Origin of the sequence: Caldifermentibacillus hisashii, from assembly GCF_039654145.1 — a bacterium.
Taxonomy (GTDB): domain Bacteria; phylum Bacillota; class Bacilli; order Bacillales; family Caldibacillaceae; genus Caldifermentibacillus; species Caldifermentibacillus hisashii.
Genome location: NZ_CP155467.1, coordinates 1,134,230 through 1,157,029, shown reverse-complemented (window position 1 = coordinate 1,157,029; position 22,800 = coordinate 1,134,230). Strand labels below are relative to the sequence as shown.

Genomic DNA, 22,800 nt, shown 5'->3' with positions numbered 1-22,800 from the left:
TTTCTTAATTCTTAAACAAAATCATTTTTTGGTTTGAGCCAAAAAATCGGAAGTTTATAAACCATACGTAACTTAACTCGTTCCTTTCATTTTTATTATACAAAATTTCATGTATTAAAAAACGAATGATGGAAGTTTTAAATAAATTTTATTTGTAGAAGTGCTTGTAAAAACGGGGATGAACTTACACACTTTTATTGGAGAGGGACATTAAGCTGACATTTTTAGTAATAATTCGACATAGGTAAAAAAAATCCTTCTAAATCAGGAAAAATTTTTATATTGACGGAGTTTCGCAAACTCTGTATGATTATTAGGGATTTTGCATAGAGAAACAGGTTTTTAACTTGAAGGGAGTCTGCCGTTAATGGCTGAAAATAAAATAAGTTTCTGGATTTTAACCGCTTTGGTTGTTGGAAACATGGTTGGTTCGGGGATTTTTATGCTACCAAGGACACTTTCGGAAGCCGCCAGCCCTGCAGGTGTTTTACTCGGATGGGGTGTAACCGGATTTGGTGTTTTGTTCTTGGCTTTGGTTGTTGGAAATTTAGCGATACGAAAGCCCGAGTTACACGGAGGACCGCAAATTTACGCAAAGGAATTGTTTCCGAAAAATTCAAAAACCTCACTTATATCCGGTTTTATGTCCTCATGGGGTTATTGGATTGGAAATTTTGCCGGAAATGCAGCAATTATTACAACCTTTGCAAGCTATTTATCAACATTCTTTCCAATATTGAATAGTAAATTAGTAATAGTTGAAATTGGCCCATTCACACTTTATTCAGGAAATCTATTAACATTTTTTGTCTGTTCAATCCTTTTATGGGGATTGCATATAATCATTTTAAAAGGAATGGATGGTGCGGGAAAACTGAACTTTGTTGCAACCGCAGCAAAAGTGATTGGGTTCTTCCTGTTTATCATTATTGCTTTATTTGCATTTGAAAAAAGTAATTTATTGCCCCTTTACGCCCCAAGATATGAGGAGACAGGTCTATCTCTTGGCTTAGGCGGCCAAGTTTATCACGCAGCAATTTCAACGTTATGGGCATTTTGTGGGGTTGAATCTGCCGTCGTATTTTCCGGACGAGCGAAAAAAAAGCAAGATATTAAAAAGGCAACAATAATCGGTCTCTTGTTGGCATTGGCTATTTATATCGGAATCAGTTTATTAGTAATGGGAATCCTTCCTCAAAATCAATTAGTGCAATCAGAAAAGCCTTTAGTTGATGCGATGGAAATAGTTTTAGGTCCAATTGGTGCTTATTTACTATCCGGCCTGGGCATTATCAGCTTACTCGGCTCGACCATTGGATGGATTTTATTAAGCTCCGAAGTTCCTTATCAAGCAGCAAAACAAGGGATTTTTATTCCGGCCTTTGCAAAAGAGAATAAAAAAGGAATGCCGGTTTTTTCATTAATCCTGACAAACGCATTTACCCAAGTATTTCTTTTTTCAACCATTTCAAACTCGATGGCCAGCGCCTTTGATTTTGTTATCTATATTGCTACCCTTGCCTTTCTTGTTCCTTATTTGATCTCCTCCTTATATCAACTGAAATTAGTTGTGACTGGGGAAACATATTTGGATCACTTTGGCAGGTGGTCGGATGGAATCATCGCCTGTCTTGCCACCCTTTACTCGACATGGGCCATTTTTGCCGGAACCTCTGATTTAAAAACATTTCTTTTTGGAATGATTTTATTGGCAAGCGGTATGTTCTTCTTTCCACTGCTCCGTAAACAAAAAAATGTACCAACTAAGCAATCTGCCGCATAAAAGGGGAAGTCAAAAGCGCAGGACCGAAATAGTAGTCTTTACAGATAACAAACACAAAAGAAAAGAAGCTATTCAGTTAGCCCCTTTTTCCCTTTGACTTAACTCTCTTTTTACTGTTGCGGTGCAGAAGGTGTAGAAATACTTTGTAGTGCTTCTCCGGCCTCATTTGCATAAATATTTTCTGTGGCAAGATCACCCAAGGCCACCATTCCGACGATTTGGCCGTTTTCTACAACAGGTAAGCGGCGAATTTGATGCTTAGCCATCAAATCGGCTGCTTCATGTACATCCATATTTGGCGTTCCACTGACAATTTGTTGTGCAGTCATCACTTCTGAAACAAGTGTTTGTGGATGTTCTCCCTGTGCGGTTGTACGAAGCGTGATATCCCGATCTGTAATGATCCCTACAATCTCCCCGTTGTTATTAACGACCGGCAGTGAACCAATATTATACTCACTCATTAATGCTGCGGCTTCTTGAACCGTTTGTGATTCTTTAATCGTTACTACATCTGATGTCATAATTTCATTTAAATTGCGTGCCATATCATGAACCTCCATTAAAAAATATATTATTTTCATTTCTTCAATTTATAACAATCAAAAGTACAAAATGATCCGTCGGCAACTTTTTTTCCAAAAGTAACATTCAGAATCTTTTTCTCAAAAATCATTCCCATGTAAAATAAAAAAATTATGAAGAAAATATTACGATTCCTCTTTTAATTCACGAATTTCCACCACTGTCCGTTCTTCCAAAGGACCTCTCAGATGGACGGTGGCCGTTCTTCCGTCTTCATTCAATTCATCAACCCAGACAGAAACTCCATTATATGTAACTTCTACATCATTTGGAGAAGATAATATTTGCTTTATTCTAGTTTGATCCATCGTTTTCCCCCTTCCTTTTGAAACTACTTATAGAGTTTGCAAATGGTTCATTATTATACAAAAACAATGCAGCGAAATCGTCCGTCCCATTTCACGCATCTTTAGTCCCCATCACTTCATTTCAAAAAAATAAATATCAGCATTTTATCTCAAACTTGTCCTAATCGATATAAAATAATTCCCCTCCTTTTGATTAGTCTTTTTATCATCCGGATACATTGATGTATAATAGAAGCGTGTTTATTTCATTATTTATTGGAAGGTCGGATTGTTATGAAAGAAATGAATGCGATAAAACTTACTTCGTTAACGACAAAAGGCGGTTGCGGTTGTAAGATTGGGCCAAGTGATTTAGAAGAAGTGTTGCGATTATTGCCACCTTCGAAAAAAGATCCCAATTTACTTGTCGGTCTCGATACAAGTGATGATGCTGGTGTATATAAAATTAGCGATGACCTCGCTCTTGTGCAAACGGTGGATTTCTTTACCCCGATCGTTAATGACCCTTATTCATTTGGTCAAGTCGCCGCTGCCAATGCAATTAGTGATATTTATGCAATGGGTGGTAAACCTTTAACAGCTTTAAATATTGTTGCCTTTCCAATTAGTAAATTAGACAAAAGTATCCTCTCCGAAATTTTGCGAGGAGCCCAAGAAAAACTGGAAGAAGCCGGTGTAACGTTGGTTGGTGGGCACTCCATCGATGACCAAGAACCGAAATTCGGTCTTGCTGTAACCGGTTTGATTCATCCGGATCAAGTTAAAACAAATGCAGGAGCTGTTCCCGGTGATAAACTGATTTTAACAAAACCGATCGGCGTTGGAATATTAACGACCGCGATTAAACGAGATTTACTCAATGATGAACAAATTTCACGGGTTACTAAAGTTATGACTACTTTAAATAAAACAGCTGCAGAATTGATGAAAAAGTATGAAGTCCATGCTTGTACCGATGTAACAGGTTTTGGTCTGTTGGGTCATGCAACTGAAATGGCTAAAGGAAGCAGAGTTGGTCTAAAAATTAGAAAAAACCAAGTTCCAATTCTTAAGGGTGCCCGTGAATTGGCGGAACAAGGCGTACTTCCCGGAGGATCAAAAAATAACTACGCTCATGTACAAAATATGGTTACGTTTCCCGATACAATGGATCAAGTCGACCGCCATATATTATGTGATGCCGTTACTTCCGGCGGTTTATTGATGAGTGTAGCTGCAAACGATGCAGAACAATTATTAACGGACCTTAAAAATGCCGGTTTGGAAGCAAACACAATCGGTGAAGTGAGTGTAGAACCTGTTGGACATGTCATTGTTGAATAATATGCAACTTCAAACAGTGGAGGAATCAATATCCCCCACTGATTGTAAAGTTACAATGCAAACGTATAACGGACAACCCCTTTCTACTTGCCGGAAAAATTGAAGGGTTTTTAACTCACTAACAATAGTGTAAAGAGTGTTACAACCGTAGAGCAAAACATAAAACGGGCTGAGTTTTTAACTCACTAACAGTAGTGGATAGAAGGGTCCTTTTTGGAGGTAAAGCGAATGTTTACAAATATTACGGTCACAGAATTAATCCCATTAATGGAAAATAAACAGATGACATTAATCGACGTCAGGTCTCCCGTTGAGTTTGAAAATTTCTCCATTCCGACTAGTATCAATATTCCTTTTTTTACGAATGAAGAACGTGCAGAAATCGGTACCATTTACACCCAAATTAGTGAAACAGCGGCAAGAGATCGCGGCTTGGAAATTATCTCGGCGAAACTGCCTGATTTTATTAAGAAATTCAAGGCAATCAATGGTGAAAAAACGGTCTTTTGTTGGCGGGGCGGGATGCGGAGTCGGACTACAGCAACGCTTTTAGATTTAATGAATATTCATGTCCATAGATTGGACGGAGGGATCCGTGCTTACCGAAAATGGGTAATCGAACAGCTGGAGAATATCCAATTACCACCTGTTGCTTATGTTCTTAGCGGTTTAACCGGAACCGGGAAAACGAAAATTTTACAGACTTTACAAAAGGAAGGCTATCCAGTGATTGATCTGGAAGGAATGGCGAATCATAAAGGATCAATTTTTGGCCATATCGGTCAGCGTCCCAACAACCAGAAAACCTTTGATGCTTTGCTCGTCCATCGACTAAGGGAATTACAACATGCACCATTTATAATGTTTGAATCTGAGAGTAGTCGGGTTGGTAAAGTGACCCTTCCGCATTTTTTATTGGATTTAAAAGGGAAAAGTAACTTTTTGATGATTGAATTACCGATAAAAGAACGAATCAACGAAATTTTAGAAGATTATCGGCCATGGGATAACCAATCGGAATGTTTAGCCGCTTTTCTTAAAATAAAATCACGTATCCACACACCGGTTGCCAATCAAATTGAGCAAGACCTTAAATCTGAAAATTATAAGCAAGCTGTCCGGTTACTTTTGGAATATTACTATGATAAACGCTATAAACAAATCGAGCCACAATATCCTGACTCGGAAAAAATAATAATACATGTAAAAAATATTGATGAGGCCATACAAGTCGTAAAACATGTTATCCCTCGGATAGGCTCGGATCAAATTATCCTTTAAAACTTTTATTATTTTGACTCCTCATTAAGGGAATAAAAATCCTTAGGCAGAGTTTATGAACTCTTTACAAATAAAGGGAATTTGTGATGAAAGCAGGTTGAAGTTGGGTGAAAAAAAAGGGAATCTTGGTGATTGGTTGCCTAATTGTTTTCATATATATTTTCAATCAAAAATTTGATTTTGTGGAAGAAATTAACTTATTTACCAAGTCACAGGAAGACTCAACAAAAAATGCCACAGATGACATTAAAAAAATTCAAATAGATGTACCACTCATCAATCAAATGGAACATCCCCGCCTATACAATGGGTGTGAAGTAACAAGTCTCGCCATGTTACTAAATTATCACGGTATAGAAGTGACAAAAAATGAATTGGCTGAAAAAATAGCTAAGGTGCCACTTCAATATGACGATGGTCTTTACGGAAATCCAAATGTCGGATTTGTCGGCAATATGGAGGATGGACCAGGGCTTGCTGTATATCACGAACCGATTTATCAGTTAGCTGTTCAATATGCCGGCAAAAAAGTCATAGATTTAACAGGAGAAACATTTGAAAAAGTTATTAAGCAATTACAAAAAGGGTTGCCGGTTTGGGTAATTGTAACAAATACATTTCAACCGGTACATAATTTCCAAACTTGGGACACGCCACAAGGGGAAATACAGATCACCTTCAGCGAACACAGTGTGGTCATAACCGGATTTGATCAAGAATATCTATATTTGAACAACCCTTATGGAACGAAGAATCAAAAAGTGGACAGACAAGCTTTTATCCAAGCTTGGGAGCAGATGGGGAAACAAGCGATTGTGATAACAAAATAAAGGAATCAAGCCGCATGTGTTTCTTTGGATAGGGTTAGTTGTGAATTTTCTGATGACAGGCTATTTCTTTGTGACTAAAATATGTCCTTGTGGTTCGAGATTAGAATAGTTCATACATTCGTGTTTCTTGTGATTAGGGTAGGGCAATTTTCCTTGTCAATTGGACATGTTAATCTATTTTTTAACGTTGATAAATCGGTTTTTCCTGTTTTTTGTTAGGATATTTTTTGTCTGTATAACAAAGAATAGAAATATTGCAATAATCTACTCAGAAATTGGCATAAGTAATTAGGAAAGTTCCGATTTGCTTAAGAATACTGGTTAAATTCATCCATATTTAATATTCAATAGGAGGCTAGACGTGAATACGCCCAATTACTTTTGGTTTTTCGTATTATCAGGAATTAGCCTTATCGTCTTTATCATTACAATCATCAAACATAAAGAGAAAAAAAGATTAGTTCAAACCTATTTTTTTATCAGCGGGTTAGCCTATATTGTCGACTATTTTATATTGATCATCTTCCATGGCTATGATTATAAACCAAATTTAATTAAGACCTTTTGGTTTGATTCCACTCTTGGGTCAATTGTTTCACAAGGACTTGCCATACCGACAGCTGCCAGCGTAATTGCTGCCTTTCATTATCCATTTGTAATGATTATTCTCACCACCATATCATTTATAGGGATAGAGGAATTATTCATAAAATTTGAACTATATGATCATCATTGGTGGAGGACATGGATTACTTTTTTACTACTACCTATTTGTTTTTATTTAGCAAAGTTCTGGTATGAAAAGCTCAAAAATCCGACAAGAGTCGTGCGATATATTACTATGTACTTGACGATCTCTGTTTATTCCAACACCCTTCAATTCTTGTTGTTAGTCGTTTTTTCTACCCATCTTTATTCAGTTGAATGGTTTTCCGATCCCTATAGAAATACCTTGGCTCTAAATGCTCTAATCATCTTTTTATTCATGTTCCTCATTACATTTGTGGTAATGTTTCAATTTAAATGGTATTGGATTGCCGGAGTGTTATTTTTTAAATGGCTGCTAGATGATTTCTTAGTAAAAAAGGAGCTTTTATTCCTAGCAGAAAATTGGAATCTCTTCTATTTTTCAATATTACATCTTATAACCATTGTCTTGTTTCGATTTATTTATGTTAAATGGTTCACGAATATTCCAAAGCATTATAACCAAATTTACAGATAAAGCTTTATCTTATACTTTAAGAACATAAAGTAAAAAGGGTGCCATCCGTTATTTCAGAATGGCACCTTTTTGCTGAAGAAAAATCATATTTTTCTCAAACGCAAGTAAAAGATTGGATTTGTCGCAAATCAATACCAAAATAAACCCACGTAAACCCGATCCATCGCCAACCTGCTACTGATCTTCTACCTACAAAAATCGGATAAAACCAGAATTGCTGACCATTGTTCAGCCAAACATAGGTGTATCTAAACAAGCAACGACGAATACCACCCGGATCTACCGCAAATACTCCCGCTTGTTGTGTCGGGATAAAAGATGGAGGTGCACCAGTTGGGGGGCCTCCCTGTTCTCCCCCACCAGGTTGCCCGATTGGAGGCGAAAAGCTTGGTGGACCCTGCTGTGGTCCCAAAATTCCTCCCGGGAAAAAGGGTGGTAGATTAAATTGTCTTTCATCATAGGCGGCCGGAAAATAGTCTGCCATCGGGTACAACATTGGATGGTAATACTCAGTTCGACTATTTTCATTATACTCATAGTAGGGGCTGTAACTTTGATACATAAGCATCTCTCCTCTTCCTTTCCATTCACTTCATCATATTCATTTAGTCATCTACCCATCAACTTGTACCTAAGAATTGTGTGTTTGCCTATTTCCCGGGATTCTTTCAATGTTCATTCGTAAATTTGTTATGTTGTTTTAGCTAAGATGAATTTTATGAAAAGGACTCACGAAATCCAGTTTCGCTTGAATATGCTTCAATTTCATGTATAATAATTTTTAAGTATATAGGTAAAATTGTTTTCTAGGGTTCCGCAATGATTATGTTGGTCCGGTCCGAGAGAAAACTCACAGTTCTATAGCTGTGCCACGGAGGGATAAAAGCCCGGGAGAAACTGAATTCAACAGTTTTCTCTCAGGGCTTTTTTGTAGCACAAAACTGGAGGTGCGTTTTGATGAATCAACAATGGATGCGAGTCATTATAGCAGCTATTTTGGAAATATTTTGGGTGATTGGTTTAGCCCATGCTGATAGCTTTTGGACTTGGACAGGAACAATAGTGGCTCTAATTCTCAGCAATTACCTAATGATCACAGCTGCACAAGTTCTTCCTGCCGGGACGGTTTACGCAGTTTTTGTCGGATTAGGAACAGTAGGTACGGTGATTCCAGAGATTCTTTTCTTTAGTGAACCATTTAGGTGGGAAAAAATCTTATTAATATTCCTATTATTAATCGGCGTAATTGGCTTGAAATTAGTCACAGATCATCAAGTTGAAGAAGGAGAAAAAATGTGATGGCTTGGTTTTCATTAATTTTGGCAGGCTTATTTGAAGCATTTGGTGTGGCGATGATCAATCAATTGCAGAAAACGAGAAATTGGCAAACGATCGTTTTATTAATTCTTGGATTTGGTTGTAGTCTGCTATGTTTAGGTTATTCATTACGATTTTTACCAATGGGAACAGCTTATGCCATTTGGACAGGAATCGGTGTCGTTTTTGGTACCTTAATCGGAATGTTTATTTATGGAGAGTCGAGAAATTGGAAAAGGGTCCTGTTTATTGCGATTATTTTATGTTCGACTATTGGCTTAAAACTTGTCTCTTAATTAAAAATGCTTCTATTTAAACATGGTCTATCATATTCCTCTGTAATTCATAAATTTTTAAAAATAATTATATCCAATAAATTTCTGATATTGTGGTATAATCTATCAATAACTGCTGTTTGGGTTTAATTTTGGAGGAACATATGAAACAAAAAAACTTAATTAAAAAGTATGATAAGCAAGTAACGATGTATGAAAAAAATCGGGAAAATCCAAACATGGCTGCAAGGAGAAGGAAAATCATAAATTCGGCCTATGGTAACATTCTTGAGGTTGGTATTGGAGTGGGCGCGAATTTTTCCCATTATAACAAAGAGAAAGTTCATGTGACAGGGGTAGATTTTAGCGCTGAAATGATCAAAAGTGCAAAAAAGGCTGCATCCCGGTATCAAATCGATACAGAATTGATCCATGCAGATTTGGATGATTTGGACTTTTCACCAGAATCCTTTGATTGTATTGTATCTACACTAACATTATGCAGCTATCCGGATCCCGTTAACACCTTAAATAAATTTAACAGTTGGTGTAAAAATGATGGCAAAATTTTACTCTTGGAACATGGCCTTAGTCACAACCCCTTCTGGTCTTTAACACTCAAAGCGATTGATCCTATCTACTCAAGAATCGCTGGCTGCCATTGCAATCGCAATATCCAAAAGATAGTCGAAAACTCTAAGCTAGAGGTTGAACTAATGGAACGACATTGGGGCGGAATTCTTTACTTAATTTGGGCAAAGCCAGGATTAAAGCCCAAGGAAACTGTATAAGGTATAACAGTTTTCTCCCGGGCTTTCCACTGTTTGCCATAATACGATTTTTTATGATCTTTTATCTAAATTTTCCTGTGCCATTTTGACAAGTTCTTTCACCATGCTACCGCCTAATCTGCCGCCTACTTTCCCTGCTTGCTCGGCAGTTAATTTTCCATTATAGCCTTGTTGTAATGGCACCCCTACTTCCGCTGCAGCCTCAAATTTTGCTTGTTCTGGATTATTGGTCCCAGCTACTTTTGCTTTTAATTGATCCAGACCTTTCCTTGCTTCCTTTACTAATATTTTATTTCTTCGTGGCATATATCCCCCTCCTCTCCTTTATTATGTCCAGAAGAGGGCGGGGCTATTTGTTGGTCATTTTGCTTTTTAAAAACAGGCAGAATGTTGTTTTTAGGTAACAGGACTGTACACTAGTTTTGGTTATAAATAAAAACCAGATTTGGAAAAAACTTTAAAATAATGCAAATCTTCATTTGAAAGGTAAAACTTGTTTGTGCATGGGTAATTTTCCGAATATATTTTGGTCATTTTTTGAATCCTACTTAATAACGAACTGTGTTTTACTGTATCCTTCCTTCGTTTTATTGACTTCCAAGATCGCAGGGATTGCATTTTTCAGCTCTTGAACATGGGAAATAATCCCAATCATTCGACCGGTTTGTTGTAAGTCGATTAATGTATCAATGGCCTTTGTTAAGGATTCCTCATCCAGTGAACCAAATCCCTCATCAATAAACATCGTATCGATCGACACGCCGCCTTGATAACTTTGAATCACGTCTGCCATACCGAGAGCAAGTGACAAGGACGCATTGAACTTTTCACCGCCGGATAATGTTTTTACATCACGTGTTTGTCCCGTGTAGGAATCATATATATCGAGTCCAAGGCCGCTTTGTTTCCCTCTTGCTTCTTGCCGCTCACTGCGAAGTAACACATATTGACCATTTGATAAACGCTTTAGCCGTTCATTGGCAGCAATCAGAATTTGCTCCAGAAATTCAATTTGTAAATAGCGCTCAAAAGAAATCTTTTTATCATTTTGTCCACGAATCACATCATAGAGATCTGCGACAATGTTTTTCCGTCTTTCAAATTCTGTCACACGCTCATTTGCTTCAAAAATGTTTTTCTGCAACTTTCTCACATGCTGTAAATACTGTTCTGATTGTCTTAACTGTTCTTGTGCCTGATCGAAGGCTTGTTTTAATTGATCCAGTTCGGTTTTTAACTCGTTTAAATCAACTTTATGTTTATCTTTTAATGTTTCATGCAAATCTTTCACCAGAAGCTGTAACGAAGCAATATTGTTATAATAAGATTCAATTTCCGCTTTTAACTGTTTTTGGCTTGTTTCTGCCATTTTTGCCTGACGATATGTTTCTTCATTCGAAAACCCGGCTTTATGCAACATTTCAATAAATTGTTGTTCCGCTTTTTCTTTTTTCTTACGGCTTTCATCCAAAGCGAGTTTTGCATTTTCTAAGTTTACCTTTGCTTTGGCGACTTCTTCTTTCGCTGATTGTATTTGTTTTTGTGCCTGTTCCCAAGCTTGTTCCATTGTCTTTTGAATCGTTTCTGTATCAGCGATTTTTGCCTTCAGGACGGATAGTTGTCGTAAATCTTCCGGAATCCGGTTTAATTGTTCTTGATAGACAGCTTTATTGGCTTGATAGGCAGTGTTGTGTAATTGGTAGTCTTCCGTCGCAGATTCTTGTTGTTTTTCCATCCGACTTAAGTTTGCTTCCAATTTTTCAAGTTGTGTCTTTAAACGAGCCAACTTTTCTTTTTCCGATTGCAATAAATCAACTTCTGCACTTAATTTTTTCCCATCTTCAACCATTTTTATATAAGTTGCCTCAACATTTTGAACATCGAAGCCCAACTGACGAACTTCAATTGCCTTTTCTTCAAGCTCTGCCTTCAAAGTATTATATTTTGCTTTACTGTCCCTATAGGCTCCATCAATTTGGTTGAATTCAATTTTTGCAGCATCCAACGCATCTTTTGTTGGTACATCAACATGACCACCTGCTTTATTCGGATGTTCTGTGCTTCCGCAAACCGGACAAGCTTCACCATCATGTAAATGGGAAGCGAGAATAATTGCTTGACCATTGATCCAAGCGGCTTCCATTGTTTCGTATTTTTGTTTCGCTGTGCTATATTGATTCTCTTTCGTCTTTACATCTTTATCCATTTCTGCTTGTTTTCGTTGTAGTTTTAAATAACCTTGTAACACGGTTGCCTGATTCCGTAGTTCAATTAACTTCTGTTGTTTATCCGGTAATGTATCTACTCGAATCTCCAACCCCTTAATTTGATCGTTTAATTTCTGTTTCTTTTCTTTTTGCTCTTGAATTGTGCTGACAATAGAATCCCGATTTTTAGCCAGGTTTTGAACATTTTTTTGTTGTTCAATAAGTTCTTGTTTTTTCATGTCGATCTCTTGGACTAAAGGTAAAAACTCTTTATAACCGTCTAGCTTTTTCCTTATCTCTTCTCGCTCAGCCTTTTTACTTTCCTGTTCCTTATATGAAGCTTCCGCGGTTTGCAAAGTTTGAACGGTACGATGATAAGATTTTTCTATCAATTGAAAGCGAGCAGACTTTTCCTTTTCATCTTTGCGCCATTCATTCACTTGGTTTTCATAGCTTTCAATTTTTCCTGCCCGCTCTGCATTTTCCAACTGAACTTTCTTCTCTTTAAAAATTGGCTCTTTCGCTCTTTCTTCTTTAAGATGATTTTCTTTTTCTTCCAGATTTTTAAATTCCTCATTAATCCCTTCTGCCTTATGGTACTCTTCAAGTTTTTTATGATAGGCTGCTTCAGCTAATTTTTCGTTTTGTTTATTTGCTTCAATGGACTTCTCATAATAAACAGATTCTTCATCTAAGCCGTCTAAAACTTGGTAGGTATTAAAATTTTCTTGTGCAAGAGTTGCAAATAAAGTTGATTCATCCCGTGCCGGCAATAAAGTTTGAATATCGGAAAAATAGCGGTCACGCGTTTGTTTTTCCCGAGTAAAATCATCCTCTGCCTGTTGTTTCTTTTCTTTTAATCGTTGGCTAATAAGTGTATAGCGTTCGGTTTTAAAAATTTTTCGGAGTATTTCCTCTTTATTTTCCGTTTGCGATGTCAGGAGTTTCCGGAACTCGCCTTGTGGAAGCATGACGATTTGAATAAATTGGTCACGCGTTAAACCGACCAATTCTTCTACCTTTTTATTAATCTCGGAAACAATTTGCCGATCCACACACGGAATCTCTTGTTCTCCTATCTTTTCGTAAAATTCGTAAGCCTCGCCAGTTGCTGTTTTGTTTCCTTTTTTCACATGGGAGAGCTGCCTTTTGATTCGATATAAATGACCACGCAATTCAAATTCTAATTCAACAGAAGTATGTACATCATCATCGGCAAAGTCACTACGCAGTCCTTTTACATCACTGCGATCTTCCCCACTGGCCGCTCCGTATAGAACAAAACAAATGGCATCAAAGATCGTTGTTTTCCCGGCACCCGTATTACCGGATATGACAAATATTCGATTTTCATCCAGCTCGGTAAAATCAATGACTTCCCGATCTTTATATGGTCCGAATGCGGTCATGGTCAGTTTAATTGGTCTCATCTTCCTGTCCACCTCTTAGTCTATTGATTTTGACGCCGCAACTTCTTGCGCTGTTCGTTTTAATTCTTCTTGATTTTCTTGTAATATTTCGTTGAGAACTTCCTTGAAAAGCAATTCCGTTTCCTCTGTTACTTCTGTCCCTTTCACTTCTTGATAAAACGCTCGGAATAAAGACAAGTCATCCATTTGATGACGCGCGACTCTTTCTGTTTTTACACTTTGGCGATCCGTTGGCAAAATAATTTTCCGTTCAACATGCATCGCATTTGGATAAACGGAACGAACCTTTTCCATCGGTGATAAAACCGGTGTCTCATCGAGTAGACGGACGAACACATAGTCTTCATTAATTGGATGTTTTAATAGGTCATCCATCGTGGCTTCGACCGTTCTCATGTCACGGATTGGTTTCAACAGTTTTTTCTCTATTGTTACTTGACCATGTCCGTCCATTTCCACAATGTAAAACCCTTTTTTATGATTTTCCTCTGAAATCGAATATTTAAGCGGCGAACCTGAATAACGAATCTTTTCGTCTAGGACAAAATGTGCTTGATGGAGGTGGCCAAGCGCTGTGTAGTGGAAGTTTTTAAAATGGTTGGCATCAACATATTCCGAGCCACCAATGGCAAGCGGGCGTTCCGAATCACTTGTGTTTTCTTGTTCTTCCCCGTGCGGAGTTACAAAGGCATGTCCGACAAAGACATGGCGCGCATCCGGATTCATATTTTTTTCAATGGCTTCAGTAATTTTTCGCATCGCATCATTATGAGAGCGAATCTCATCATCTGAAAATACATGTCGAACCACACTCGGATCCGTATAAGGTACAAGATGAAAGTGAACCTCGCCATATTCATCTCTCAGGATAACAGGTTCTATCGTTTGAGATAGTTGACCGACAATATGGTAACCATTCGCTTTCATAATGTTACTACCGAAATGAAGGCGTGTCGGGCTATCGTGGTTCCCGGCAACAGCCAAGACCGGAGTTTTTAGCTTGATAACGATAGTTTCCAGTACCTCATCCAGTAAGTTCACAGCTTCCGTTGGCGGTACTCCACGGTCATATAGATCACCGGCAATAACGACTGCATCCGGTTTCTCTTCTTCTATCGCTTCAATAAATTGTTGCAAAACATACCGTTGATCCTCGGTCATGTACACACCTTGGACAAGTTTTCCTAAGTGCCAGTCTGCGGTATGGAAAAATTTCATGGAATAATCGCTCCTTCATCCTTTTGCTTTTTCGAATCACAGGTTCATTGCTTTCATTTTTTATTTATGACCGTTACTTCTCGTCCTTTTCAATATACCACGTTACGTTTCACAACAAAATACAAAATGTTTCTTTCTCGCTCATATTTTACTGTTAAATGGGAGGTCGGGGACTGTTGAATTACGGGGTTCTACTGTTGAATTAACTGGGGGCACTGTTGAATTCTGCACTTTTACTATTGAATACTAAACGTGCACTGTTGATTTTTTCCCCTTTCTGTTGTACTTTCCGAACTTTGTCCAATTTCGCCCCTTCAACAAAAATACAATTGCCAAATGATTTGAGAAAACATTTATTAGATAAAACTACATACAGTGAGTCATCAGTATTCCCTCAAATGCACATTTACATTTTTTAGGATTTTGTCCATTCCATTTTTCCAATGATGACATACTTTATTAGTGAAATGATATGGGAGGTGAATGTTTGATGAGTGGTGGAGGATCCGGATACGGTGCAGGATTTGCACTGATTGTCGTGCTGTTCATTTTGTTAATTATTGTCGGTACAAACTATGTAGGCTTTGGTTATTAAAATAAGTACCTCACCTCAGGCGATTAGCCGCTGGGGTAGGTAAAAGTTTCCCACAAAGCCTATAAAATCACAATGAGGGAAGGTGTTGCCTCTTTGCAACTGCCTTCCCTTTTGTAAAACTCCAATCAGTGTTTTATTTTAGAGTCCTGAATGACCGGTAAAAGTGATATAAAAACACCATAATCATTCCTGACTATATTTAGGTAAAACAATGATCGCTTTAAATAAATCGCCATCAATTTGAATAGAAAATTTCCCTCTTTGGATTTCAATTAAGCTTTTGGCAATAGATAATCCTAATCCGCTTCCTTCGCTTGATCGGGATTCATCCCCTCGTTTAAACCGCTCCATTAGTTCATCCGCTGAGATATTCAATTCTGATGCGGAAATATTTTTAAAAACGAACCGTACATCATTACCTAAATCCTCAATATCAACATAGACTCGGGAACCTTCAAGGGCATATTTAAAGATATTCGATAATACATTCTCGATTGATCTCCACAACAACCGACCATCTGCTGTCACAAAAAGTTTATCTGCAGGAAAATTCAACTTAAATTCCAAATTTCTTGCTAAAATTTTATCGCCCACTTCCCCCAAACCTTGGTTAATTAATGAAATGATATCAATTTTTTCAAGATGGACCGGAATATCGCCGCTGGAAGCCTTTGCTGCTTCAAATAAATTATCTGTTAATACTTTCAATCTCTTTGATTTTTGATCCAATACTCCAACATACTCTTCTATTTTTGTTGGATCCTTTTCATTTTTCAAAAGATCCACATAGGTGATAATGGAAGTTAAAGGCGTCCTTATATCATGGGAAACATTGGTAATCAGTTCTGTTTTTAGCCGTTCACTCTTCAACTCATTGTCTACTGCATTTCTCAACCCATCGGTAATGCTGTTAATATTTTCTGCAAGCTTGGCAAATTCCCCTCGTCCTTTTATATCAATGTGATATTGAAGATTTCCGGCCTTAATTTCCTCAACACCTGCCTGAATTGCATTGAAGGACTTAATTTTTTTCAATGCAAACCATGCGGCAACTCCTAGCGTTACCGGGAATATGAAAAATGTTAAAGCAACCAAAAGCGGGTAGCCCACAGCAAGCAAAACGGTTTTCACGGCAAGGCTTCCGTTTCGATAAACGTCTCCGATAAAATGAGCAAATTGACTAATGAGATTATATAACAATGTATGCTTAATGAGTGTTTTGTTTTTCCCATGCTTAATAAGTGAAAAAATAAGCACGAAACCAATCGCAGCAATCAAAACCGTTATGGGAAGAATCATTTTGTTATTCATTTCAAACAATAGATCTAATAATACGGTATAAAGTGCAATCAAGGAGACACATAACAGAACGTTTATATCATTATATAATTTATCAATTACATTTAAGTGAACCTCTTGATCTCGAAACGATTTTCTGCCGGTCACCAGAGCAAGATAGATAAAAGATAAGATAAATCCCGGCACTAAGTATGTCAATTTATATAAATTTTTTGCAGAAAGGGCACTATTTTCCTTCCATTCCTTTATATTTGTATTTAAAAACTTATCCGGAAACGCCAAATAAATAACCGTATTTTCCGGATCCAGCTCGTTTACTTGATCAGTAATCCAATATAAATAATCATTTTCCCTCGTTTCCTTTGGATAAATTTCTTGGTCATAATGATCAAATATAAAAAATGCAGGATAAGTTTCGAACTCCTGTCTTTCTTTCATCGTCGTATTTGTGTATACATTTGTACCATCACTGGCATAAAACAACGGTGTTTCATAATCATCCATATTTTGTAATAAAAGGTGGTATTCCCTTAAATCTCTTTGAATAAATTTATCCCTCTCGTGAGCAATCTCGTCGGCATATTCCTTTTTAAATTGTTCATAATTTTCCTCTTCACTTAATTTAGGATTATATTTCTTAGAGTTTTGAAATTGGAAGTATAACTCCTCTTCTTTATCCTTTAACTCATCCTCACTGATCGTTCCACCATTTAAAATATTTTCTTCATTCTTAAATTCACCCATTAATTTTGTTAAGTCGCTGATAAGTCCCTGACTCTCCTGAATGTATGCGGCGCTTTCAAAATAACTTTTTTGCAGTACACTATTAAAAGGGATCGTCACTATCTTCACCAGCGTTGTTATCGTTCCGGAAAAGAAGGCAATCATTATGATAAAAACAATGAATTTTGTCAGTTTTGAATGACTATATTTTTTCAACTTTATATCCAACTCCCCATACGACTTTTAAATATTTTGGCTCTCTTGGATTAATTTCGATTTTCTCACGGATTTTTCGAATATGTACGGCAACGGTATTTTCCGGATTAAAGGCCGGTTCATTCCAGACTTTTTCATAAATATCTTCTATCGAAAAAACTCTCCCGGCATTTGCGGTCAATAGTTTCAAAATTTTATACTGGACCGGGGTCAAATGGACTTCTTCGCCATCAACAGTAATGGTTTTCGTTTCATCATCAATCACGAGGCCTCCGCTTTGATATACATTGTTTTTCGTCTCAAGACTCCCTAATTTCGTATATCTTCTTAAGTTTGCCTTAACCCGTGCGATGAGTTCAAGCGGATTAAACGGCTTCGTTATATAGTCGTCGGCGCCCAGATTTAATCCTAATATTTTATCTGTATCCTCCGATTTCGCAGACAGCATAATTAATGGAATATTATTTTGTTCGCGAATTTTCATCGTTGCTTGAATCCCGTCCATTTTCGGCATCATTATATCCATGATGATCAGATGGATTTCATTTTGCTCAATGATCTCAATTGCTTCGATTCCATTAAAAGCTTTGAACATTTTGTAGCCTTCATTTTCTAAATAAATCCCGATTGCATCGACTATTTCTTTATCATCATCACAAACCAATATGTTCATGAACGTTCACTCCTACTGTTTTCTCTTTCGCGCTAAATGTATCTTACCAATTAAATCTTAACAAATATTGGATTGATTTCTTAAGATTTTCTTATTGTTTTATACAAAAAAATAGCATATATTCGGTCATATCCATTTAGAATTAAGGTTTTCTTAAGATTTTCATTCACCTTATCTTAAGTTTTATACTTTATAGTCTTCTTAAAAGGATTCTTTACATACGATACGAGGGGGAGTAGAGATGGAAGAAAAAAAGATTTATCTGTTACTAACCGATACCGGAACCTTGTTTTCAAGATTAATAAAATGCTATACGAAAAAGCCCTATAATCATGCTTCGATTGCCTTTGACGGAGAATTAGCAACAGTGTATAGTTTTGGCAGGAAAAAGCCAAGAAACCCATTTTTGTGTGGATTTGTACGGGAGGATATGTTATCTGATTGGTTCAGACGGGCAAATTGTGCGATTTATTCGTTAACGGTAACAGATGCACAGATAAATCAAATGAGAAGCTATATTCGAGAGTTGGAAATACAAAAGGAGTTGTATCGCTATAATTTATTAGGGGTTTTTGGCGTGATGTTCAATAAACCGATAGAAAGAAAAAACGCATTCTTCTGTTCACAGTTTGTCGCATCGGTTCTAAAGCATTGTAACGTGATTGATTTTACAAAAGATGTATCCTTAATCAAACCACATGAATTGCCTTATACCGCAGCATTTCAATTGGTTTACGAAGGTAAATTGATGGCGTACGGTATGGGAGACCTTGCTGGTGAAAAAGGGGCACCTTCTGTATTGCAGGGATTTGAAGTACCCACCACTTAAGAATTATCAACCTGAAGTGGGGATTCCTGCAAACAACAGCGCAACCAATTGTTTATTGGTTTTTAGGGTGGGAAAATCAAGTTATACAACTGCTCATGCTATGTTTGAACTAAATTAATTTAAAATGAAACCTCTTTGATAATGCTTTAAAGTATGAACACAGTGGGCCATTGTCAAAATATGATAAAATAGTTAATGATTAAACGGATTTGGAGGATTTATCATGCAACAATTGATAGATATCGGACTAAACCTTACTGATAAACAATTTGCAAAAGACCGAGAAGAAGTGGTTGAACGAGCGTTGAAAAATGGAGTCAGTCAAATGATCCTAACCGGTTCCAATGTGAAAAGCAGTAAGGCAGCCGCAAATTTGGCTAAGGAATGCTCAAATATTCTTTTTGCTACGGCAGGCATCCATCCTCATGACGCCAAAAGCTTTCATCATGATTCGATTCGAGAGTTAAGACGTTTAGCTGAGCGGAAAGAAGTGGTGGCGATTGGTGAATGCGGTCTTGATTTTAACCGGATGTTCTCGCCGCAACCGATTCAGGAACAATGTTTTGAGGCGCAATTAGATTTGGCTGACGAGCTCGAACTGCCACTTTTTTTACACGAGAGAGATGCCCATAACCGTTTTTGTGAAATTTTTGCTCATCATGCACACTTAGCTGAAAAAGCAGTGGTTCATTGCTTTACAGGCAGTGTTGCTGAAGTGAAAAAATATATTTCGATGGGGTTCTACATTGGAATAACGGGTTGGATTTGTGATGAAAGACGGGGGCAGGAATTACAGGAGGCTGTCAAGTATATCCCGCTTGATCGTTTATTGATCGAAACCGATGCGCCCTATCTACTTCCGAGAAACTTGAAAAACAAACCGAAAAACCGGCGAAATGAACCGTCCTTCTTACCGCATATTACCGGTGATATAGCCAAATACATGGGTGTTTCAGCCGAAGAAGTAGCTGAATACTCAACCGAAAACGCAAAACGGCTCTTTCAGTTACCTTGATTTTAGTGCCTGTTCTCCTGCACTTCATAGGACAGGCTTCTTCATCTTTTACAGTCTGTTTTTCAAAAACTAGGGCTTGTTAAGCATTTTCCATTCCAAGCCATGACCTTTTCCGCAAAACTTTTTTAATTATTTGTAGTTTTGTAAGTTGGAATACTATCGTTCGTCAATGGGAATTAAAGACTAGGTCTTGTTACTCGTTGCTTCTTCCTTTTTATGCTATAATGAATTTTTGTTAAGAAATGGGAAATAATGTAAGAGGCTTGTTCCTTAAAAGCTAAGAAATATAGGGAAGCGGTAATATGACAAATGATGTTGTTCTAGCGTTAATCTTAACTTTATTCGCGGGGCTCGCAGCAGGAATTGGCGGTTTACTTGTTCTATTTACAAAAATAACAAACAAAAAATTTCTTTCATTTTCCCTAGGTCTTTCAGCGGGAGTGATGATTTTCGTATCCTTGGCTGATATTTTCCCGGAGGCTAGGGAATCTTTAACCGGTGTTTTCGGGGATAAATTTGGTTATATGGCAGTCATTATCGGCTATTTTTCCGGGATCATTTTTATTGGGCTACTTGATAAAATAACCGAACAAAAGTTGACTGTAAAAACGAAGGATACAAAAGATCCGGAGTTAATGCGCATCGGTATATTCACTGCCATTGCACTGGCAATTCATAATTTCCCGGATGGAGTCGCTACATTCATGTCCACACTCCAAGAACCGTCAATCGGGTTTGCGATTGCTGTCGCGGTATTTATTCATAATATACCTGAGGGGATTGCTGTTGCGATTCCGATTTATTATGCCACCGATAATAAATTCCGATCATTTTTATGGGCCTTGTTTTCAGGTTTAGTTGAACCTGTGGGTGCCTTATTAACTTATCTGGTTCTTATGCGTTTTTTAAATACAACCGTACTCGGTGTTGTTTTAGCCGTTGTTGCCGGGATGATGGTATTTATTTCTATATCTGAACTTTTACCAACAGCGAAAAAATATGAGGAAGGTGACATATCGATATACGGTTTTGTTTTCGGTATGCTCATCATGGCCATCTCACTATTGTTATTGGGTGAATAAACAGTTACATAGGGATAGGTTTAAACCATCTAGTACTATAAAATTTTTGAACCCTCTAGCAAAAACCTATTTTTTTGGCTCAGTTTAATTTAAATGTTAAAAAATACAAGGTTTAAAGGAAACCCTATTAGTCGGGCTTCCTTTATTCTTGTTGAACTAAACTCCCGTGAACCGTATAAATCATTGTTGTTCGCTTCTTCTATTCTTGTTGAACTAGCAACCCCTGTTACAAGGAAAATTTTTAAACAAAAAGCCTTTGAATATGATAAATCGTTATTACTAAAGTTGATAAAGAACCTAAAATTAATAAAACTATAATTTTTCTTTCTTTTTGCTTTTCTGAAGGTTTATTTAGTTCATAATATACTGCAATCCACAAAAGAATGGTTGCTAAAGCAAGAATGCTCATTTAAAATTTACTTCCTTTCCAGAACTTTTTATTGAATAAGACTGTTGAGGTACTGAATATGATAAAAGCTGCTAATAACGGCCTTTCCGTCAGCAATTTCATTCACTTAACACCTACTTCAAACTCGCAACTCCTTAGTTTGAACTACTTACCATTCTTTCCGTCATTTTCATTATATCTTCCTGAGATAATGAATCAGGTCCTTCGACAATTAATGTGTATCGGAGACCATTTTCATCCCAAGTATAAGAATTGATTTCTTTCATGAATTCGGCGTTTTGCCCGCGAATTTTCAACCCCGTGTCCGAAATAGCCAACTCTTTCTCCTCAGGGGTTGGAAAAACGGACAAGTAAATCAGTGGAATTCCATCGCCATTGTTATAGGTGATGGTGATTTCTGTTCGGTTGATTTCACCCTTCAGTTCATCAATTGTAACATTATCCATTGTCAAGTTTTCTTCATTTAGTACTAAAAACGGTCTACCCAACTTTTCTACTGCTTCTTCAATTGTTCCATTACTTTGATTCATTTCGTCTTTAAGATGAACGATTTCAACATTATCCGGTAAAGATAAGGTAAACGTATCATCTGAAATTTTTGTTGATGTGTCGACTTCTGTATATGCGAACTCTGTACGGCTGCTTCCCACGATGTTTATGCTTTTGACCGGGAACCATGTTTTTTGGTCAATCCAAATTTCGATTTCGCCAAATATCGAGTCTTTCTCCTTTGGTTCCAGTTTGATGTGATGTGTTTCAAAGCCATTGACCTTTTCCTTACCAATTAGTTTATACTTATGACTATCTTTCAATGTTTCCAAAAATGAAATCACTTGCTCCTTTTGGCTTTGATTAGGTAAGTCAAGTGAGCTCACATCGTCCATTACCATTGCCTTATTTTGTTTTTTATCAAAAGAAATAATTGATTTCCCGTCATTAACAGTTACACCTTCTTCACCGGTCTTTGTATCCTTCATTGTTATTTTTGCTTTTCCATCTTCACTGTGATATTCTTCCGTTGTATAACTTTCCTCAAGCTTGTCATCTTCATAAATCTTTAATTCACCTTTCGCATAGTAAGCTTTTTCATCTTGATCGGCTGCTAACACCTTCGTAATGATTTCATCCGTTGACACACCCGTCACCCCTGAACATCCTGATAAGATTCCGATTGCGATTAAAGAACTTGTAAAAACTACTTTTATTTTCAAAATCTTTCACCCTTTCTTAAAAGACTCGTCTATTGTCCCTGTATATAATAAATTTTCGACTTCTTTCACAACAACAGGTGACAAGTTGATCGTTTCATAGTTGGACAACAAGATTTATTTTTTCTTGAATTGCCCCAACTTTTTTTCAACAGGCCCTTTATTATTAGGTCTTTAT

22 protein-coding genes and 1 riboswitch are annotated in these 22,800 nt (G+C 37.2%); of the genes, 12 read left to right on the top strand and 10 right to left on the bottom strand.

The features are described from left to right. The first annotated feature begins 367 nt into the window (after positions 1 to 367). A complete protein-coding gene (locus tag NSQ14_RS05420; RefSeq protein WP_034768872.1) occupies positions 368 to 1,783 on the top strand; it encodes an amino acid permease in 1,416 nt (471 codons plus the stop codon). Positions 1,784 to 1,893: 110 nt separating this feature from the next. On the opposite strand, the gene NSQ14_RS05415 is transcribed toward NSQ14_RS05420, so the two are convergent. Continuing rightward, positions 1,894 to 2,331, bottom strand: coding sequence for a CBS domain-containing protein (locus NSQ14_RS05415; RefSeq protein ID WP_034768870.1), 438 nt, complete (start codon positions 2,329 to 2,331; stop codon positions 1,894 to 1,896). A gap of 162 nt (positions 2,332 to 2,493) precedes the next feature. Beyond that, on the bottom strand, positions 2,494 to 2,676 hold the full coding sequence (locus NSQ14_RS05410) for an H-type small acid-soluble spore protein (protein WP_034768868.1): 183 nt from the start codon (positions 2,674 to 2,676) through the stop codon (positions 2,494 to 2,496). Positions 2,677 to 2,958: 282 nt separating this feature from the next. On the opposite strand from NSQ14_RS05410, the gene selD reads away from it, so the two are divergent. The 4 genes from selD to NSQ14_RS05390 all read left to right on the top strand — a co-directional run bounded on the left by selD (position 2,959) and on the right by NSQ14_RS05390 (position 7,335). After that, positions 2,959 to 3,999, top strand: a complete 1,041-nt coding sequence (selD, locus tag NSQ14_RS05405; RefSeq protein ID WP_408912506.1) for a selenide, water dikinase SelD — start codon at positions 2,959 to 2,961, stop codon at positions 3,997 to 3,999. Positions 4,000 to 4,227: 228 nt separating this feature from the next. Further along, a complete protein-coding gene (gene mnmH / locus NSQ14_RS05400) occupies positions 4,228 to 5,280 on the top strand; it encodes a tRNA 2-selenouridine(34) synthase MnmH (RefSeq protein WP_251241201.1) in 1,053 nt (350 codons plus the stop codon). A 152-nt stretch (positions 5,281 to 5,432) separates the two neighbouring features. Next, the gene (locus NSQ14_RS05395) at positions 5,433 to 6,110 is read left to right on the top strand and encodes a C39 family peptidase (protein ID WP_404997114.1); all 678 of its coding nucleotides are present in this window, start codon (positions 5,433 to 5,435) and stop codon (positions 6,108 to 6,110) included. 361 nt (positions 6,111 to 6,471) lie between these two features. After that, entirely contained in the window at positions 6,472 to 7,335 is an 864-nt protein-coding gene (locus NSQ14_RS05390) for a hypothetical protein (RefSeq protein WP_328188938.1), read from the top strand. A gap of 94 nt (positions 7,336 to 7,429) precedes the next feature. On the opposite strand, the gene NSQ14_RS05385 is transcribed toward NSQ14_RS05390, so the two are convergent. Then, positions 7,430 to 7,897, bottom strand: a complete 468-nt coding sequence (locus NSQ14_RS05385) for a hypothetical protein (protein WP_235819462.1) — start codon at positions 7,895 to 7,897, stop codon at positions 7,430 to 7,432. Positions 7,898 to 8,130: 233 nt separating this feature from the next. Then, positions 8,131 to 8,231: riboswitch (guanidine-I (ykkC/yxkD leader) on the top strand. 61 nt (positions 8,232 to 8,292) lie between these two features. Between NSQ14_RS05385 and NSQ14_RS05380 the strand changes: the two genes are divergently transcribed. The 3 genes from NSQ14_RS05380 (at position 8,293) to NSQ14_RS05370 (ending at position 9,718) form a co-directional block, all read left to right on the top strand. After that, on the top strand, positions 8,293 to 8,634 hold the full coding sequence (locus tag NSQ14_RS05380; protein ID WP_346216962.1) for a DMT family transporter: 342 nt from the start codon (positions 8,293 to 8,295) through the stop codon (positions 8,632 to 8,634). Beyond that, positions 8,634 to 8,948, top strand: a complete 315-nt coding sequence (locus tag NSQ14_RS05375) for a DMT family transporter (protein ID WP_034768856.1) — start codon at positions 8,634 to 8,636, stop codon at positions 8,946 to 8,948. The genes NSQ14_RS05380 and NSQ14_RS05375 overlap by 1 nt, the downstream gene beginning before the upstream one ends. Positions 8,949 to 9,091: 143 nt before the next feature. Beyond that, on the top strand, positions 9,092 to 9,718 hold the full coding sequence (locus tag NSQ14_RS05370; protein WP_251245512.1) for a class I SAM-dependent methyltransferase: 627 nt from the start codon (positions 9,092 to 9,094) through the stop codon (positions 9,716 to 9,718). 51 nt (positions 9,719 to 9,769) lie between these two features. On the opposite strand, the gene NSQ14_RS05365 is transcribed toward NSQ14_RS05370, so the two are convergent. From NSQ14_RS05365 to NSQ14_RS05355, 3 genes are all read right to left on the bottom strand, one after another. Further along, on the bottom strand, positions 9,770 to 10,024 hold the full coding sequence (locus tag NSQ14_RS05365) for an alpha/beta-type small acid-soluble spore protein (protein WP_041902443.1): 255 nt from the start codon (positions 10,022 to 10,024) through the stop codon (positions 9,770 to 9,772). Positions 10,025 to 10,262: 238 nt separating this feature from the next. Next, positions 10,263 to 13,355: an SMC family ATPase gene (locus NSQ14_RS05360; RefSeq protein WP_346216961.1), complete on the bottom strand. Its 3,093-nt coding sequence runs from the start codon at positions 13,353 to 13,355 to the stop codon at positions 10,263 to 10,265. 15 nt (positions 13,356 to 13,370) lie between these two features. Then, complete coding sequence (locus NSQ14_RS05355) at positions 13,371 to 14,573, bottom strand: exonuclease SbcCD subunit D (RefSeq protein WP_346207114.1); 1,203 nt, start codon at positions 14,571 to 14,573, stop codon at positions 13,371 to 13,373. A gap of 490 nt (positions 14,574 to 15,063) precedes the next feature. Here NSQ14_RS05355 and NSQ14_RS05350 point away from each other — a divergent pair, with 490 nt between their 5' ends. Next, positions 15,064 to 15,168: a YjcZ family sporulation protein gene (locus NSQ14_RS05350; protein WP_072012646.1), complete on the top strand. Its 105-nt coding sequence runs from the start codon at positions 15,064 to 15,066 to the stop codon at positions 15,166 to 15,168. A 183-nt stretch (positions 15,169 to 15,351) separates the two neighbouring features. On the opposite strand, the gene NSQ14_RS05345 is transcribed toward NSQ14_RS05350, so the two are convergent. Together NSQ14_RS05345 and NSQ14_RS05340 are read right to left on the bottom strand one after the other, a co-directional pair. Beyond that, a complete protein-coding gene (locus NSQ14_RS05345; RefSeq protein WP_346208325.1) occupies positions 15,352 to 17,406 on the bottom strand; it encodes a HAMP domain-containing sensor histidine kinase in 2,055 nt (684 codons plus the stop codon). Continuing rightward, entirely contained in the window at positions 17,393 to 18,079 is a 687-nt protein-coding gene (locus NSQ14_RS05340; RefSeq protein WP_041845673.1) for a response regulator transcription factor, read from the bottom strand. Before NSQ14_RS05340 ends, NSQ14_RS05345 begins: the two co-directional genes overlap by 14 nt. A gap of 241 nt (positions 18,080 to 18,320) precedes the next feature. On the opposite strand from NSQ14_RS05340, the gene NSQ14_RS05335 reads away from it, so the two are divergent. The 3 genes from NSQ14_RS05335 (at position 18,321) to zupT (ending at position 21,005) form a co-directional block, all read left to right on the top strand. Further along, positions 18,321 to 18,908: a hypothetical protein gene (locus tag NSQ14_RS05335; RefSeq protein WP_072012645.1), complete on the top strand. Its 588-nt coding sequence runs from the start codon at positions 18,321 to 18,323 to the stop codon at positions 18,906 to 18,908. Between the two features lie 223 nt (positions 18,909 to 19,131). After that, on the top strand, positions 19,132 to 19,923 hold the full coding sequence (locus NSQ14_RS05330; protein WP_216408447.1) for a TatD family hydrolase: 792 nt from the start codon (positions 19,132 to 19,134) through the stop codon (positions 19,921 to 19,923). 302 nt (positions 19,924 to 20,225) lie between these two features. Further along, on the top strand, positions 20,226 to 21,005 hold the full coding sequence (gene zupT / locus NSQ14_RS05325) for a zinc transporter ZupT (protein ID WP_346208324.1): 780 nt from the start codon (positions 20,226 to 20,228) through the stop codon (positions 21,003 to 21,005). Positions 21,006 to 21,246: 241 nt separating this feature from the next. Here zupT and NSQ14_RS05320 read toward each other — a convergent pair whose 3' ends face one another. Then, positions 21,247 to 21,414, bottom strand: coding sequence for a hypothetical protein (locus NSQ14_RS05320; RefSeq protein ID WP_162835727.1), 168 nt, complete (start codon positions 21,412 to 21,414; stop codon positions 21,247 to 21,249). Between the two features lie 134 nt (positions 21,415 to 21,548). Continuing rightward, positions 21,549 to 22,625 carry a LolA family protein gene (locus tag NSQ14_RS05315; RefSeq protein WP_346208323.1) on the bottom strand — a complete coding sequence of 359 codons (1,077 nt, stop codon included), beginning with the start codon at positions 22,623 to 22,625 and terminating at the stop codon, positions 21,549 to 21,551. Positions 22,626 to 22,800: the final 175 nt, after the last annotated feature.

What these genes read in the sequence shown, in the direction of transcription:
- NSQ14_RS05320 (WP_162835727.1), bottom strand. Translation starts at nt 21,414, where the DNA reads ATGAGCATTCTTGCTTTAGCAACCATTCTTTTGTGGATTGCAGTATAT.
- NSQ14_RS05350 (WP_072012646.1), top strand. Translation starts at nt 15,064, where the DNA reads ATGAGTGGTGGAGGATCCGGATACGGTGCAGGATTTGCACTGATTGTC.
- NSQ14_RS05355 (WP_346207114.1), bottom strand. Translation starts at nt 14,573, where the DNA reads ATGAAATTTTTCCATACCGCAGACTGGCACTTAGGAAAACTTGTCCAA.
- NSQ14_RS05340 (WP_041845673.1), bottom strand. Translation starts at nt 18,079, where the DNA reads ATGAACATATTGGTTTGTGATGATGATAAAGAAATAGTCGATGCAATC.
- NSQ14_RS05370 (WP_251245512.1), top strand. Translation starts at nt 9,092, where the DNA reads ATGAAACAAAAAAACTTAATTAAAAAGTATGATAAGCAAGTAACGATG.
- mnmH (WP_251241201.1), top strand. Translation starts at nt 4,228, where the DNA reads ATGTTTACAAATATTACGGTCACAGAATTAATCCCATTAATGGAAAAT.
- zupT (WP_346208324.1), top strand. Translation starts at nt 20,226, where the DNA reads ATGACAAATGATGTTGTTCTAGCGTTAATCTTAACTTTATTCGCGGGG.
- NSQ14_RS05335 (WP_072012645.1), top strand. Translation starts at nt 18,321, where the DNA reads ATGGAAGAAAAAAAGATTTATCTGTTACTAACCGATACCGGAACCTTG.
- NSQ14_RS05365 (WP_041902443.1), bottom strand. Translation starts at nt 10,024, where the DNA reads ATGCCACGAAGAAATAAAATATTAGTAAAGGAAGCAAGGAAAGGTCTG.
- selD (WP_408912506.1), top strand. Translation starts at nt 2,959, where the DNA reads ATGAATGCGATAAAACTTACTTCGTTAACGACAAAAGGCGGTTGCGGT.
- NSQ14_RS05375 (WP_034768856.1), top strand. Translation starts at nt 8,634, where the DNA reads ATGGCTTGGTTTTCATTAATTTTGGCAGGCTTATTTGAAGCATTTGGT.
- NSQ14_RS05415 (WP_034768870.1), bottom strand. Translation starts at nt 2,331, where the DNA reads ATGGCACGCAATTTAAATGAAATTATGACATCAGATGTAGTAACGATT.
- NSQ14_RS05380 (WP_346216962.1), top strand. Translation starts at nt 8,293, where the DNA reads ATGAATCAACAATGGATGCGAGTCATTATAGCAGCTATTTTGGAAATA.
- NSQ14_RS05330 (WP_216408447.1), top strand. Translation starts at nt 19,132, where the DNA reads ATGCAACAATTGATAGATATCGGACTAAACCTTACTGATAAACAATTT.
- NSQ14_RS05420 (WP_034768872.1), top strand. Translation starts at nt 368, where the DNA reads ATGGCTGAAAATAAAATAAGTTTCTGGATTTTAACCGCTTTGGTTGTT.
- NSQ14_RS05410 (WP_034768868.1), bottom strand. Translation starts at nt 2,676, where the DNA reads ATGGATCAAACTAGAATAAAGCAAATATTATCTTCTCCAAATGATGTA.
- NSQ14_RS05385 (WP_235819462.1), bottom strand. Translation starts at nt 7,897, where the DNA reads ATGTATCAAAGTTACAGCCCCTACTATGAGTATAATGAAAATAGTCGA.
- NSQ14_RS05360 (WP_346216961.1), bottom strand. Translation starts at nt 13,355, where the DNA reads ATGAGACCAATTAAACTGACCATGACCGCATTCGGACCATATAAAGAT.